Source organism: Streptomyces spongiicola (assembly GCF_003122365.1).
In the GTDB taxonomy this organism is placed as follows: Bacteria; Actinomycetota; Actinomycetes; order Streptomycetales; family Streptomycetaceae; genus Streptomyces; species Streptomyces spongiicola.
The window spans coordinates 2492479-2506400 of the sequence record NZ_CP029254.1 but is presented as its reverse complement, the minus strand read 5'-3'; the positions used below and the strand labels follow the sequence as shown (position 1 = coordinate 2506400).

14 protein-coding genes and 1 pseudogene are annotated in these 13922 nt (G+C 72.0%); 6 read left to right on the top strand and 9 right to left on the bottom strand.

What is annotated here, in order from left to right:
- Window positions 1-38: 38 nt before the first annotated feature.
- On the top strand, window positions 39-1298 hold the full coding sequence (locus tag DDQ41_RS10845; protein ID WP_109294311.1) for an FAD-dependent monooxygenase: 1260 nt from the start codon (window positions 39-41) through the stop codon (window positions 1296-1298).
- Between the two features lie 34 nt (window positions 1299-1332).
- The gene (locus DDQ41_RS10840) at window positions 1333-2238 is read left to right on the top strand and encodes a Gfo/Idh/MocA family protein (protein WP_109294310.1); all 906 of its coding nucleotides are present in this window, start codon (window positions 1333-1335) and stop codon (window positions 2236-2238) included.
- Here DDQ41_RS10840 and lnt read toward each other — a convergent pair.
- The 5 genes from lnt to DDQ41_RS32880 all read right to left on the bottom strand — a co-directional run bounded on the left by lnt (window position 2162) and on the right by DDQ41_RS32880 (window position 7093).
- Window positions 2162-3769 (bottom strand): apolipoprotein N-acyltransferase, encoded by a 1608-nt coding sequence (lnt, locus tag DDQ41_RS10835; protein WP_109294309.1) that lies wholly within the window; start codon window positions 3767-3769, stop codon window positions 2162-2164. The genes DDQ41_RS10840 and lnt overlap by 77 nt on opposite strands.
- A 72-nt stretch (window positions 3770-3841) precedes the next feature.
- On the bottom strand, window positions 3842-4300 hold the full coding sequence (locus DDQ41_RS10830) for a nuclear transport factor 2 family protein (protein WP_172607574.1): 459 nt from the start codon (window positions 4298-4300) through the stop codon (window positions 3842-3844).
- A gap of 128 nt (window positions 4301-4428) precedes the next feature.
- A complete protein-coding gene (locus tag DDQ41_RS10825; protein ID WP_109294307.1) occupies window positions 4429-6441 on the bottom strand; it encodes an APC family permease in 2013 nt (670 codons plus the stop codon).
- Between the two features lie 216 nt (window positions 6442-6657).
- Window positions 6658-6807 (bottom strand): hypothetical protein, encoded by a 150-nt coding sequence (locus tag DDQ41_RS10820; protein ID WP_245990732.1) that lies wholly within the window; start codon window positions 6805-6807, stop codon window positions 6658-6660.
- 160 nt (window positions 6808-6967) lie between these two features.
- Window positions 6968-7093, bottom strand: a complete 126-nt coding sequence (locus DDQ41_RS32880) for a hypothetical protein (RefSeq protein ID WP_316681755.1) — start codon at window positions 7091-7093, stop codon at window positions 6968-6970.
- Window positions 7094-7192: 99 nt separating this feature from the next.
- Between DDQ41_RS32880 and DDQ41_RS10810 the strand changes: the two genes are divergently transcribed.
- Window positions 7193-8149 (top strand): class I SAM-dependent methyltransferase, encoded by a 957-nt coding sequence (locus DDQ41_RS10810; RefSeq protein WP_109294306.1) that lies wholly within the window; start codon window positions 7193-7195, stop codon window positions 8147-8149.
- Between the two features lie 9 nt (window positions 8150-8158).
- Window positions 8159-9496 carry an acyltransferase domain-containing protein gene (locus tag DDQ41_RS10805; protein ID WP_109294305.1) on the top strand — a complete coding sequence of 446 codons (1338 nt, stop codon included), beginning with the start codon at window positions 8159-8161 and terminating at the stop codon, window positions 9494-9496.
- On the opposite strand, the gene DDQ41_RS10800 is transcribed toward DDQ41_RS10805, so the two are convergent.
- The 4 genes from DDQ41_RS10800 to DDQ41_RS10785 are packed head-to-tail and all read right to left on the bottom strand — an operon-like array spanning window position 9488 to window position 12750.
- Window positions 9488-10045 carry a DUF2087 domain-containing protein gene (locus tag DDQ41_RS10800; protein WP_109294304.1) on the bottom strand — a complete coding sequence of 186 codons (558 nt, stop codon included), beginning with the start codon at window positions 10043-10045 and terminating at the stop codon, window positions 9488-9490. The two genes, DDQ41_RS10805 and DDQ41_RS10800, sit on opposite strands and share 9 nt — an antisense overlap.
- Window positions 10042-10374 (bottom strand): DUF6204 family protein, encoded by a 333-nt coding sequence (locus DDQ41_RS10795; protein ID WP_109294303.1) that lies wholly within the window; start codon window positions 10372-10374, stop codon window positions 10042-10044. The genes DDQ41_RS10800 and DDQ41_RS10795 overlap by 4 nt, the downstream gene beginning before the upstream one ends.
- Window positions 10375-10413: 39 nt before the next feature.
- Window positions 10414-12078 (bottom strand): MFS transporter, encoded by a 1665-nt coding sequence (locus DDQ41_RS10790; protein ID WP_109294302.1) that lies wholly within the window; start codon window positions 12076-12078, stop codon window positions 10414-10416.
- A 57-nt stretch (window positions 12079-12135) separates the two neighbouring features.
- Window positions 12136-12750: a TetR/AcrR family transcriptional regulator gene (locus DDQ41_RS10785; RefSeq protein WP_262508657.1), complete on the bottom strand. Its 615-nt coding sequence runs from the start codon at window positions 12748-12750 to the stop codon at window positions 12136-12138.
- A gap of 212 nt (window positions 12751-12962) precedes the next feature.
- Between DDQ41_RS10785 and DDQ41_RS10780 the strand changes: the two genes are divergently transcribed.
- Together DDQ41_RS10780 and DDQ41_RS32360 are read left to right on the top strand one after the other, a co-directional pair.
- Window positions 12963-13508: a cytochrome P450 gene (locus DDQ41_RS10780; RefSeq protein WP_162602644.1), complete on the top strand. Its 546-nt coding sequence runs from the start codon at window positions 12963-12965 to the stop codon at window positions 13506-13508.
- Between the two features lie 89 nt (window positions 13509-13597).
- Window positions 13598-13897: pseudogene (locus DDQ41_RS32360) on the top strand (transposase family protein); the annotation flags it as partial.
- Between the last annotated feature and the right edge of the window lie 25 nt (window positions 13898-13922).

The window sequence follows — 13922 nt, the reverse complement described above, 5'->3', positions numbered from 1 at the left end:
CGTGCTGGCCTACTACAGATGTAGTGACAGGAGGAGCCATGGCCCGGTCCCCCAGCCACCGACCGCCCCGCGCCGTCGTCGCCGGAGGCGGCGTCGGCGGACTCACCGCCGCCGTCGCACTGCACCAGCGGGGATGGGAGGTCACCGTGCTGGAACGCGCCGGCAGCCTCGCCCCCGTCGGCGCGGGCATCGGCCTCGCGCCCAACGCCCAGCGCGCTCTGGACATCGTCGGCCTCGGCGACCGGGTCAGGGAACTCTCCGCCTGGCAGGGCGACGGCGGGCTGCGCGACCCCGCCGGGCGCTGGCTCAGCCGCACCAGCAGCGACGCCGCACGGAAGCGGTTCGGCGGCCCGCTGGTCCTGCTGCACCGGGCGGCCCTCGTCGACATCCTGACCGCCGCCCTGCCCGCCGGGACCGTACGGACCGGTGCCCCCGCGGCACTCGCGGACGCCGGGGACGGCCACCGCCCCGCCGTCGTGACCGCACCGGACGGTGAACTCGAGGCCGACCTGGTCGTGGCGGCCGACGGGATCGGCTCGGCGATGCGGCAGACGGTGTTCCCCGGCCACCCCGGCCCCCGCTACTCCGGCTACACCACCTGGCGGGTCGTCGTCCCCGCCCCGGACCGCTCCTTCACCCCGCACGAGACCTGGGGCCGCCGCGCCCTGTGGGGTACCCACCCGCTCAAGGACGGCACCGTCTACGCCTATGCGGCGGCCGTCACCCCCGCCGGCGGCCACGCCGACGACGACGAGAGAGCCGAACTGCTGCGCCGCTTCGGCGACTGGCACGACCCCGTCCCGGCGATCATCAGGGCCGCCGAACCCGGCGGTGTGCTCCGCCACGACGTGCACCACATGGCCGAGCCGCTGCCCGCCTACCACCACGGCCGGGTCGCGCTGCTCGGCGACGCGGCCCACGCCATGCAGCCCACCCTCGGCCAGGGCGGCAACCAGGCCGTCGAGGACGCGATCGTCCTCGCCCACCACGTCGGCGGCGGGGGCGACGTGGTGCGCCGGCTCCCCGCGTACACCGCGGACCGGCTGCCGCGCACCATGGCCGTCGTGCGCCAGGCCACCAGGACGGGCCGGACGGCCCTGCTCGGCGGAGCCGGAGCCGTGGCCGTGCGCAACGCCCTCGTCAGGGGCATCTCCCGGTTGGGGCCCGGCATCGTCCTGCGAGGCTTCGACGGTATCGCCGACTGGCGGCCCCCCGGGCGGACGTATGCTGCCGGGGCGGAGCGCACGACGGCGCCGGAGGCGGAACCGAGGACGGAACCGAGGACGGAACCGCGCTGACCGCGCACAGGACAGGGCGGACCGGGAGGTCGGGATGAAGGTCGGCTGCATCGGGCTCGGGGACATCGCGCAGAAGGGCTATCTGCCGGTCCTCACCACCCGGCCGGGCGTCGAACTGCATCTGCAGACCCGGACCGCGGCCACCCTCGACCGGGTCGCCGCCGCCCACCGCATCCCCGGCCGCCAGTGCCATACCACCCTGGACTCCCTCCTCGCGGCCGGGCTCGACGCCGCGTTCGTGCACGCCCCGACCGACGCCCACCCGGGGATCGTCGCCCGGCTGCTGGAAGCCGGAGTCCCCACCTACGTGGACAAGCCCCTCGCCTACGAACTCGACGACTCGCAGCGGCTGGTGGAACTCTCCGAGCGGACGGGCACCCATCTCGCGGTCGGCTTCAACCGCCGCTTCGCCCCCGCGTACGCGCAGTGCCTGGAACACCCCCGCGATCTGATCCTGATGCGCAAGAACCGCGTCGGCCTTCCCGAGGACCCCCGCACCCTGGTGCTCGACGACTTCATCCACGTCGTCGACACCCTGCGCTTCCTGCTTCCCGGGCCCGTCGAGCACACCGCCGTGCGGGCCCGCGTCCGCGGCGGGCGCATGCACCACGTGGTCCTCCAGCTGTCGGGGGACGGGTTCACCGCGGTCGGCATGATGAACCGGCTGAGCGGATCCGCCGAGGAGATCCTGGAGGTCTCCGGACAGGACACCAAGCGCGAGGTCCTCAACCTCGCGGAGGTCGTCGACCACAAGGGCCAGCCGTCGGTGCGGCGCCGGGGAGACTGGGTACCGGTCGCCCGGCAGCGCGGCATCGAGCAGGCCGTGCTGGCCTTCCTCGACGTCGTCCGCTCGGACGCCCCGCTCAGCGCCCGGGACGCGCTGGCGACCCATGAGCTGTGCGAGCGGGTGGTGCGGGAGGCCCTGGAGCAGGCCTCCTGAGGGCACGCAGGCCCTCGGCCCCGCAGAACAGCGCCAGCACCGCCAGCGCTCCGTACACCGCCCAGTCCCCGAACCGGACGTACGGCGTGGTGCCCCGAGCGAGCGGGATCTCGTAGACGGCCGCGGTGCTCTCGTCCGTACCCAGCCGCGGCCCCAGCGGCTCCCCGTCCGGCCCGTGCACCGCGCTCACCCCCGTCAGCGTGGCGTGCACCATCGGCCGACCCGACTCCGCGGCCCTCAGCGCCGCCAGCGAGGCATGCTGCGCCGGAGCCCAGCTGTCCTGGAACGTGGAGGTCGCGGACTGGGCCACGAGAAGCCCGGCGCCGCCCCTCACCAGGCTTCGGCTCATGTCCGGGAACGCCGACTCGAAGCACACCAGCGGCCCCACCCGCAGCCCCGCCCGGTCCTCGTCCGCCGCCAGCTCCATCACGACCTGGCGGCCGCCCCGCATCCGGTCCTCGCCCGCGGCCTCGCCCACCGACGTGACCCAGCCGAGGACGGTGCGGAACGGGACGTACTCGCCGAAGGGGACCAGCCGCATCTTGTCGTAGCGGTCCCCGGTCGGACCGCCGGGACCCACCAGCACACTGCTCTTGAAGATGCCCGGCAGGTCGGAGCGCCGTGCGTCCACGTTCACCAGCAGATCGGCCCCCACCTCCCGGGACAGAGCGCCGAGCCGTTCCGCCAGGTCGCGCCGTGCCGCCAGGTCCGCGCCGACACTGCTCTCGCCCCACACCACGAGGTCCGGCCGCCGCCCCGCCAGCTCCCGGGTCAGCTCCTCACTCACGGCGAACCGCCGCTCCGCCCCGCCCAAGCCGTTGACGACCCCCGGCTGGACGACCGCGACCCGGACCACCCCGCCCGTCCGGTCCGGCCTCGGCACCCACAGCCACACCGCGCCGACGGCCAGGGCGCACGCGCACAGGGCCGCTACCGCGGGAATCCGCGCCGGAGGCACCGCCACCAGCACGGCCACCGCGGTGTTCACCGCCACCACCAGCAGAGTCACCAGCCACACCCCGCCCAGCGAGGCCAGCCGAAGCGCCGGTGTGACCTGCCACTGGCTCGCGCCCAGCAGCCCCCACGGGCCGCCCAGCCCCTCCCAGGACCGGACCAGTTCGATCGCCAGCCAGCCCGAGGGGACGACGGCGATCGCCGCCGCCGCCCGGCCGGCGCGGGGGCGGCCGCCCAGCACCCTGCGGACCAGCAGCCCCCACGGGGCCCACAGCAGTCCGAGCAGGGCCGCCAGGACGACGATGAAGACATGCAGGTTCGGCGTCAGCCAGTGGTGCACGGCGAACATGAAGCCGGTACCGCCGAGCCAGCCGTCCAGCGCGGCCCGGCGGGCCGAGGGCGCGGCACGGACGAGCAGCAGCCACGGCACGAGCGCGACGAACGCGAACCACCAGAGCCCGGGGTCGGGAAACGCGAGCGCGGGCAGCGCGCCCGCCGCCACCGCGGCCGCACCCCGCCACCACGGCGACGACAGCAGCCGCCCCGGCTGCTCCCGCCGGCCCACCGGAATCCGCATGCGGCGCCTCCACGAGAGCGTTCTCTGCCTCCAGTGTGGAGGAGCGGCCGGCGCCGGGACAGGCCGCGTCGATCATTCGGCCGCGCGGAGGAGCGCGGACCGCCGCCACTTCTCGTGGACGGCGACCGAGCGCAGCCGCCAGCCGTCGTCCCCGCGCGCCAGGCCGAACGCGTACCGGCCGCCGGCCAGGAAGCCGCCGCCCGACTCCGGCTGCACCGGACTGACGTAGTCCGCCCGGACGTCCGCCCGGTCTCCCGGGTACCCGTCCGCATCCCGCAGCCGCACCCGCCGGTTCACGATCAGGTGCTGGCGCACCGGGAACAACCGCATCGTCTCCTCGAGCCAGCCCGCCACCTCGGCGGCGGGCCCCTCGACACCACCGGCACCGCGGTAGTCGGCGCGCCCGTCGTGGGTGAACAGCGCCCGGTAGGCGGGCCAGTCGCCGTCGTCCACGGCATGCGCGTACCGGGTGACCACCTCGTCGACGGCCAGCCGGTCCATCACGGTCGCGAGATCCACACGCTGCGTCATCGGCCAAGTGTCGGGCAGCGAGGCCGCCGCGCCAAGAGGACGGTGCCGGTCGGCTGCGGGTCCCCTGCGGGTCGGCTGCGGGTCGGGTGCCGGTCAGTGCGAAGCGGACGGTGCCGGTCGGCTGCCGGTCAGTGCCCGGGGGGCGGGACCGGTTCGCCGCGGCGCACCGCCCCCGGCGCGCGTGCGGCCGGACGGTCGGCGCGGGCGGCCGACCGCAGCTGCCAGGGGACGCTCGTCACCATCACCCCGGGCGTGAACAGCAGCCGGCTCTTCAGCCACAGCGCGGACTGGTTGTGCAGCAGGTTCTCCCACCAGCGGCCGACCACGTACTCGGGGATGAACACGGAGACGACATCCCTCGGGCTCTCCCGCCGGATCGAGCGCACATACGCCAGCGCCGGTCTGGTGATCTCCCGGTAGGGCGAGTCGAGGATCCTCAGCGGCACATCGATCCCGGCCTCCTCCCATTCCCGCCGGAGTTCCCCGGCGGCCTCCCGGTCGACGGCCACGGTCACCGCCTCCAGCCGGTCGGGGCGGGTGGCCCGGGCGTACGCCAGTGCCCGGAGCGTCGCCTTGTGCAGCTGCGACACCAGGACCACGGTGATGACCCGGGAGGGCGGGGCGAGCTCCCTGCGCGGGTCGGTGACGGCCAGCTCGGCGGACGTGGCGTCGTAGTGCCCGCGGATGCTCCGCATCGCCGCCCACAGCACCGCGGCCGCGAGCACCGCCAGCCACGCGCCCTCGGTGAACTTGGTGACCAGCACGATCACCAGGACGAGCGAGGTGATGGCCGCCCCGATCCCGTTGACGATCCGCGAGGTGCGATGACGGCGGCGCAGCACCGGGTCGGCCTCGGTGCGCAGTTCGCGGGTCCAGTGCCGGACCATGCCGCTCTGGCAGAGCGTGAACGAGGTGAACACCCCGAGGATGTAGAGGTGGATGAGGCTGGTCACGTTCGCCCCGTACGCCCACAGCAGCGCCCCGGCGACGACGGCGAGCGCCAGGATGCCGTTGGAGAAGGCGAGCCGGTCACCCCGGTTGTGCAACTGGCGGGGCAGGTAGCGGTGCTGCGCGAGGACCGAGGCGAGCAGCGGGAAGCCGTTGAAGGCCGTGTTCGCGGCGAGGACCAGGACGAGGGCGGTGGCGGCCTGCACGTAGAAGAAGCCGAAACTGCTCTCCCCGCCGAACACGGCGGCCGCCAGTTGCGCGATGACGGTGCGCTGCGTGTAGTTCTCGCAGTCGGGCAGCCCCGTCAGCCGGCAGGCGTCGTCGGCGATGCGGACGTCGGCGACGATCGCCAGCGTGGTGACGCCGGCGAACATCGCGACGGCGATGAGTCCCATCACGGCCAGGGTGGCCGCCGCGTTGCGCGGCTTCGGTCTGCGGAAGGCCGGCACCCCGTTCGAGATCGCCTCGACACCGGTGAGCGCGGTGCAGCCGCTGGAGAAGGCCCGCAGTACCAGCAGCACCAGGGCGAGGCCGACGAGGTCCGCCTCCGCGGGGTCCGGCTCGACGCCGTAGCGCGCCGTCGCCGCCACCGGGGGATCGCCCAGGAGGTAGCGCAGCAGTCCCGTCCCGCACATCAGCAGCACGCCGGTGACGAACAGATACGTCGGCGCGGCGAAGGCCCGGCCGGACTCGCGCACCCCGCGCAGATTGACGGCGGTCAGCAGGCCGACGAAGACCAGCGCCATCGGCACCCGGTGCTCGGCCAGCGCGGGCACCGCCGAGATGATGTTGTCCACTCCGGAGGCCACCGACACCGCCACCGTCATCACATAGTCGACCAGCAGCGCCGCGCCGACCACGAGACCGGCCGAGGGCCCCAGGTTGGCCGAGGCCACCTCGTAGGAGCCGCCGCCGCTCGGGTAGGCGTGCACCACCTGGCGGTACGACAGCACCACGACGGCCATCAGGAACACCACCGCGGCCGCGATCCACGGGGTGAAGTGCAGATAGGCCAGCCCGCCCAGGGTGAGGACCAGCAGGATCTCCTGCGTCGCGTAGGCCACCGAGGAGAGGGGGTCGGAGGCGAAGATCGGCAGCGCCAGCCGCTTCGGCAGCAGCGTCCCGCCGAGTTCCTCGCTCCGCAGTGCCCTGCCCAGTAGCAGCCGCTTGAGGAACTCCGTCACGTGGGGCACGGCGTGAGGTTATGCGCGGGACCCGGTGCCGCCCGGCGCCGCCGCGCCGTGGCGGGCGGCGCGGCGGGCCGCCGTCGGCCGGCCGGGGGACCGGCTCGGGTGGGCGAGCCGCCCTGCCGTGGCGGGGCGGGAGGCCCGGGCGAGGCAGAAGCGCTCGAGGCAGAGACCGGCGAGCTGCCGGCGCGCCGCCGAACCACGCGGGTACAGCGGCGGGGATCAGATCTTCTCGGCGGTCACACGGATGTGGTCGGTGGTGAGCATGGTGATGCCCTCGACGTCGGACGTCAGGATGGTGACGCGGCCCGGCTGGGCGATTGCGGTGGCGCAGAGCGCGGTCGCGCTGCACGGCCTTGGCCAGGTCCTCACTGTCCAGGATCAGGGTGAACCGGATCTGCAAGACGGTCAACGTCGTACGGCAAGTCTCCGTGCAGCGCACCTCTGCGCAGACACTCTCCAGCACCCGTAAGTGGGCCTGCGGTGGCTTCAACAAGGGGTACGACGGTCAGGGCTCCGGCAAAGTCGTTGATCATGCTGTCAGGAGCAGGGTGATGGGGCGGCCGGTGTCGTTGGCGTGGTGGCGTAGGGCGGCGGCGATGTTGTGATGTCCGGCCAGGCGGAGCAGGGTGATGACGGTGTTGCGCAGGGCGGCCATGATGCTGGGTGCGTTGCCGGTGCGGATCTGGGAGTGGTCTTCGTCGAAGGCGACGTCGCGGACCCAGTGCAGGCGGTTCTCGATCTCCCAGTGAACTCAATGAGCCAACCCGATGTGATGACCGCCTTCACTGCCGGTCTGGCGGACATCAACCTCGACGAGTCCAGAGCACCCAGCTCGGGGGTGAAGGCCGCCGGGATGAAGTCGGCCAGTTCCTCCATCTACGACATGGCGGCCGCCCTGTCCGGCCGCGGAGAACTGTGGAACTGGGGGATGTACGACCCTGACCTGGCAGCCGAGATCGAGGCCCAGCTGCCCGGGTTCACCGAGTTCGGCACCGACGGTTTCAGCGAGCAGCTCTACTACCTGGCCCTGCGCGATCTTCCCGACGGTTTGGACGGGTGCGCCGGCCGGGCGGTCCTCGAGGTGGGCTGCGGGACGGGCGAGGGGCTCAACTTCCTGTCCCGGCTCGTTCCCGGCGCCCGGATGACCGGCCTGGACCTGTCGCCGAAGGCGATCGCCCGGGCCGAGGCCACTCTGGCCCGGGGCGAGAGCCTGCGCTTCGTGCACGGCGATGCCGAGAAGCTGCCGTTCGAAGACTCCTCGGTCGACGTGCTGATCAACATCGAGAGCTCGCACACGTATCCCGATCTGGGCCGCTTTCTGCACGAGGCCGCGCGGGTGCTGCGGCCGGGCGGGACGCTGTCCCACATCGATGTGTTCACCCGTCAGCGGCTGCGGACGATGCGCGGGATCACCGAGGAGATGCCCCAGCTGAAGTGGATCAGCGATCACGACGTCTCCGGTGAGGTCCGCGCCGCGGTGCGCCGCCGGATGGCCCCGGGCAGCCGCTTCCGCCGCACGCTGGACCGGCAGCGGATGAACCCGCTGGTGCGCACGATCGCCACGCACAGTCAGATCCTGATGTTCGGTGGCATGTTCGCCGACTACCAGCCGCCCGCCTCGATCAAGGTGCTCAGCCGGCTGGGCCTCGTGCCGTGGATGAGCGGCCTGCCGATGGAGAGCTATCGGCACCAGGTCGCCGTCCGAGTGTGAGGGGGAGAAGTGACCGTACAGCTGTTCGCCGTAGCCGCCGAGACCGAGGACGGCCTGCTCGCCGCGATCCGCGGGCACGCCGCCCGGATCCGCTCCGGCCGGGATCTGCCCTCGCTGGCCCGGTACTGCCACGACGCGGCAGCCGGGACGACCGGTCTGGCACACCGGGCCGCTGTCGCCGCCGAGTCGTACGACGACCTCGCCCAGGGCCTGGACAAGCTGGTGCAGAGGTGGGCCGACCGGGCGTCGGCTCCGCCGCTGTCCCGCCAGCCGGGACTGGTGTTCGTATTCGCCGGTCAGGGCGCTCAGTGGGACGGCATGGGCCTGGAGCTGCTTGCCACCGAACCGGTATTCCGCGCGGCGCTGCGGCGCTGCGACGAACGGGTACGTGAGCTGGCCGGCTTCTCGGTGATCCAGCAGCTACGGGCCGGCCCGGCGGTGTCGCGGCTCGGTGAGATCGACGTGCTGCAGCCGACGATGGTGTCGTTGCAGATCGCCCTGGTGGCCCTGTGGCGCAGCTGGCACGTGGAGCCGGACGCGGTGACCGGGCACAGCATGGGCGAGATCTCCGCCGGGTACGCGGCCGGAGCGCTCACCCTCGACGACGCCCTGATGATCGCATGCCGCCGCAGCGCTCTGCTGCGGCGGATTGCCGGCCGGGGCGCGCTGGCCACCACCGAGCTGTCACCCGAGGCCGCGCACGCTCTGGCCGCCTCCAGCGGAGGCCGTATCTGCGTCGCCGGGGAGAACAGTCCCCGCTCGACCGTGCTGGCTGGGGACACCGACATGCTGACTGCGGTGGTCGAGGACCTCGACCGACGCGGCGTCTACTGCCGGATGGTACGGGGCACGGTCGCCTCGCACAGCCACTACGTCGATGAACTCCGCGACGGCCTGGCCACGGCGCTGCGCTCGCTGAGCCCGGTGCCGTCACGGGTGCCGCTCTACTCGACCGTGACCGCGGCGCCGGTGCCCGGCACCGAGCTCGGGCCGGCGTACTGGATGCGCAACCTGCGGGAGCCGGTCCGGTTCGCCGCCGCCACCGGCCGGCTGGCCGAGGACGGTCATGAGATCTTCGTCGAGGTCAGCACCCATCCGGTGCTGCTCAGCAGCCTGCGGCAGACGCTGGAGAGCGCCGGACGGCCGGGGGAGGTGCTGCCCTCCGGCCGCCGGCGGACCGAACGCCGGGCCATGCTGTCGTCGCTCGGCACGCTCTTCACGTACGGCCGCGACCCGCACTGGCCGACGTCCGCCCCGCCGGCGCCGGTGCTCACGCCCTACCAGGCCGCCGTCCTGGAGGCCGTCCGGTGCCCGCGGCCCTCGCCGGTTGCGGCGGGCTCAGGATGACTGCCGGGGCCCGACGAGGGAAACGAGCCGGTAGGCGCCCGACGCGCGGTGCAGGAAGCCGTCGTCGACCAGGAACCGCCGCAGCGAGACCGGGTCCACGGTGGTGCCCTCGCACCACGGCCGCAGCAGATCGGTCACGGTGCGCTCGTCGTACTCCCGGTCGGCCTCGAAGGTCGTCGCCGCGACGTGGTCTAGCACGGCCCGCCGGGTCTCGTCGTCGTCCTCCGGCAGTCGGACCAGCACAGTGCCACGGACGTAGCCGCGCAGCCCGGGATCGGGCTGTTCGGCCTCCGCCTGCTCCTGCTGGCGGCGTCCGGCGATCTCGGCCGCGGCGTCCAGGGCGGCCTCGTCGACGGCCAGCCGGCCCCGGCCCTGGGCGACTACCAGGCCTTCGCGCAGCAGCCGGCCGATCGCCGGGGCGGCCTGAGGGGCGGCGAGCCCGGTCGCGGCGAGAATCTCCGCGGACGTCGACGAGCCCAGGGCTATGGCCGAGAAAACCCGCCGCAGAGCGGAGTCGGAAAGGAGAACGGTGAATGTCTCGGGCGTCATCGTCCCCGCCGCTTGATCTTGATGGTTTCCAGGTCGGTGCAGACGGACCGCAGATCGCGCACATCGGCGCCGAGGTCTCGGACGGCGGCCGTAGCCAGTTCCTCGGCCCCGGCGACGACCTCGTCGATCTTGTCCTCGGCGTCGGCCTTCACGACACAGCGGAAGGTGAAGGTGAGCAGGGTCCGCTCATAGGTGACGGTGCCCTCCTCGGTGAACTTCGACTGGAACAGATCGTGCTTGTCGGCCACGGCCAGCAGCTTGGCGCGCTGGTCGTCGTCGAGCGGCGCGAATTTGCCGTAGACGATGATCTGGTAACTCTTGCGGGGCATGGTGGTGGTGCTCCTCAGGTGTCGGGGGGACGGGGACGGTCAGGACACTCCCAGCCGCCGCGGTTGCCGCGGCAGCAGGAACAGCAGGCAGATCACCGCGGCCAGGCCTGCGGACGCCCAGTAGAGGGCTTCGCTGAAGGAGGCGGTGAACGTCCTGGAGTTGATCTCGGCCAGGGTGTTTCCGATCGCCTTCTGCTCGGCGGGATCGTCCCCGGCGAGGGCGCGGCAGGACTCGGGCACGGCGGTGAGGTCGGCCTGGCTGTGGGCGTCGACGGCGCAGGCCCGGATCTCGGCTTGCTGCGAGGCGACGACCTGGGCGCTCGGCAGCACCCGGTCGGCTTGCGTGCCCGCATGGGAGGCGAGGCCGGAGAAGAAGATCGCACCGATGACGGCTACACCGAGGGCGGCGCCGAGCTGACCGGCCGCGTTGATCAGGCCGGACGCCGCGCCGGCCTCTCGCGGCTCGACATCGCTGATGGTCATGCCGGTCAGCGGGGCCAGCAGCATGCCCATGCCGGAGCCGAGCAGCAGCATCGGGACGACGGCGTGCCAGGAGGTGATCCCGTCGCCGGCCTGGTCGGCGATCCAGGCGTACAGCAGGAGCCCGGCCATCATCAGCACCGCCCCCGCGAACAGGCAGTTGCGGCCGTAGAGGGGGAACAGTTTGCGGACGGCGAGGTTGCCGGCGATCGGGACGCCCAGCGAGAACGGGATCGCGGTGAGACCGGTGTGCAGCGCCGACCAGCCGAGACCGCCCTGCAGATAGAGCGTCCAGCTGAGGAAGAACCCGGCCGGGATGCAGCTGAACAGCAGTTGGGCGCCGACCCCGGCACCGAAGGTCCGGATCTTGAACAGGGAGAGGACGACCAGCGGCGAGCCGTCCTTGGCGGTCTTGTACCGCTCGTAGTACACGAACGCCACGAGGACCGGCACGGAGGCGATGAGCGAGGCGATGCTCCAGGCCGGCCAGCCGAGTTCGCGGCCGCGCAGCAGGGGCAGCAGCAGCACCAGCAGGCCGGTGCTCACCAGCACCATGCCGACCAGGTCCAGCCGGGTGGCGCGGGGCGACTTCGACTCTCGCATCCACATCGAGCCGGCGATCAGGGCGGCCACGCCGAACGGCAGGTTGACCACGAAGACGGTCCGCCATCCCAGGTCGGCCGGACTCCAGGAGATCAGCACGCCGCCCAGCAACGGTCCGGCGACGATGGCCAGGCCGATCATGCTGGCGTACAGGCCGACGACCCGTCCGATCTCCTCTGCCGGGAAGGTCACGTAGATGATCGCCAGGACCTGCGGCACCATGATCGCGGCGGCGATGCCCTGCAGAACCCGGGAGGCCACGAGGACTTCGGCGCTGGGGGCGAAGGCGCACAGGGCCGAGGCCACGACGAAGCCGACGACGCCGAACAGGAAGGCTCGCTTGCGGCCGAAGATGTCACCGAGACGGCCGCCGGTGATCAGAGTGACGGCGAAGGACAGGGTGTAACCGACGTTCAGCGCCTGGACGGCGGCCGAGGAGGCGCCGAGGTCCTCCTGGATGCTCGGGATCGCCACGGTGACGATGTTGACGTCGAGCAGATCCATGAAGGTCGCGGCAAGCAGGACGATCAGCGCCAGCCAGCGCTTGGGGTCCGGGCCGTCGGCGGCGACGGGCGGTCCGAGAGCCGCCTCCGCCGTCGTCGACGTCGCTTCCTCGCTCATGGGTGGTACTCCAGTTCTTCGGTATGGCGTGGCCGGCAGAAGGCGCCGGCCATCGACTCAGGGAGTGGTGCCGTTCTCCGGGGCGGGCGGCTCGGCGGGTTCGGTGGCGCCGGTGCGGGCCAGTGCGGTCCACGACCGCATCAGCAGATCCACCACGTCCATGACGCCTCCCGCCGTGCTGTCACCGGCCGAGAGCACGCGCTGGATGGAGAGCCCGTCGTCCAGGGCGTGCACGATCAGGGCGAGCAGCTCCACCGGTGCGGGTGGCGTGACCGACCGGGCGGCGAAGCCCTGCGTGAGGGCCTGGGCCATCGCCTCGCGGGAACGGCGCTCCCGGTCGGCCAGCAGGGACAGCACTGCCGGATCGCGCATGCCGTAGAGCCACAGTTCGGTGCGCAGGGCCAGCCAGCTCGCGAAGTTCTTGTCCCGCTCGCGGTGCCAGTTGCGCAGGTGCTCGATCGTCTCCTCGAACGAGCCGGCGTTGGCGCTGAGTGCCTGTACCTCGGCCAGTTCGCGCTCGGTGCGCTGCTCCAGGAGGGCCAGGATCAGCTGCTGCTTGCCGTCGAAGTTGCCGTAGAAGGCGCCCCGGCTGTACCCGGCGCGTTCCACGATCTGTTCGACCGAGGTGCCGTTGACGCCGCATTCGGCGAACAGGTCGGCCGCCGCCTGCAGCAGCTCCTGGCGCGTGATTTCCCGGCTCTCCTGGCGGGTGAGTCGTTTGCTGATGATCGGCCTCCTTCCGAGAACTCAGATACAGTACCGCATTCTGATACAGTCCTGTATCTGAATACTGCATGGTTCAACCCGGGGTGTGTCGCATGGCTCGCCGGCGACCCCCGTCAACACCCGGATCAGCGTGGCGAAGCTAGTGAATGGGGATGTTGGTGACCGGAACATTTGACTGGACGGACATCGAGTTCGACCTGTCCGACGTTAATTTCGTGACCGACCGTGAGGCGGGGGAGCGCTGGACAGGCGCGCCCCGACCGGTGTGCCCGGGCCGCTTCTCCGACGGCAACGACGTCTACGTCGTCACCCAATATGAGGCGGTCCGCAGCCTGTTCGCCGACCGCCGGGTCAGCAACCACCCGCCGGAGGGCGTCCACCTCGACAGCATGCGCCGCCGCGGCGTGCCCGAGGAACTGCTCAAGTACTTCGACTCGACGATCATGACGATGGTGCCGGAGGACCACCGGCGCGTGCGGTCCCTGATCGACCGGGCGTTCTCGGTGCGCCGGGTCAAGTCCCTGCGCCCCCGGATCGAGCTGCTTGCGGACCAGCTGCCCGACCGGATGGATCCCGAAAGCGAGACGGACCTCGTCGCCGAGTACGCCCATCCCATCTCCACCACGGTCATCTGCGAACTCCTCGGCGTCGACGACGAGTACCGCCAGGGCTCCGTCAAGTTCCGTGCTTGCGTGGAGGGTTGACGTTCAGGCTGGTAGGGGCGGATAGCAGCGCAGGCACGGGGGTTCGTGATCATTGTGGTGTCGAAGCCAGATGATCACGAGGACGTCCCGTGCCTGCTGTCGCATCTTCCCCCATCCCTGCCGTGCTGGAGAAGCTGGGTCCGCTGGATGCGGACCGGATCGCTGACCTGCGTCCCTATCTCGAATCGGTTCCGGATCCGCGCTCACGCCGGGGCCGGTGGTACTCGCTGACGTCGATCTTGCTGGTGTGTGCCTGCGCGGCCGTCTGCGGCGCGAAGAGCATCGACGAGCTCGCCGAGTTCGGCGAGTTCGGAGAGCGGGCCACGAACTCGCTGCTGGCATCCCTCGGGGTACGCCGTCACCTGCTCGGCTGGCGGCGCAGCCCCAGGCCGGTCACGCTCGGACGCGTCCTTC

Bases quoted from the DNA above. Each gene is read 5' to 3' on its own strand.
- DDQ41_RS10810 (WP_109294306.1), top strand. From the start codon at position 7,193: ATGAGCCAACCCGATGTGATGACCGCCTTCACTGCCGGTCTGGCGGAC.
- lnt (WP_109294309.1), bottom strand. From the start codon at position 3,769: ATGCGGATTCCGGTGGGCCGGCGGGAGCAGCCGGGGCGGCTGCTGTCG.
- DDQ41_RS10830 (WP_172607574.1), bottom strand. From the start codon at position 4,300: ATGACGCAGCGTGTGGATCTCGCGACCGTGATGGACCGGCTGGCCGTC.
- DDQ41_RS10790 (WP_109294302.1), bottom strand. From the start codon at position 12,078: ATGAGCGAGGAAGCGACGTCGACGACGGCGGAGGCGGCTCTCGGACCG.
- DDQ41_RS10795 (WP_109294303.1), bottom strand. From the start codon at position 10,374: ATGCCCCGCAAGAGTTACCAGATCATCGTCTACGGCAAATTCGCGCCG.
- DDQ41_RS10800 (WP_109294304.1), bottom strand. From the start codon at position 10,045: ATGACGCCCGAGACATTCACCGTTCTCCTTTCCGACTCCGCTCTGCGG.
- DDQ41_RS32880 (WP_316681755.1), bottom strand. From the start codon at position 7,093: ATGGCCGCCCTGCGCAACACCGTCATCACCCTGCTCCGCCTGGCCGGA.
- DDQ41_RS10845 (WP_109294311.1), top strand. From the start codon at position 39: ATGGCCCGGTCCCCCAGCCACCGACCGCCCCGCGCCGTCGTCGCCGGA.
- DDQ41_RS10840 (WP_109294310.1), top strand. From the start codon at position 1,333: ATGAAGGTCGGCTGCATCGGGCTCGGGGACATCGCGCAGAAGGGCTAT.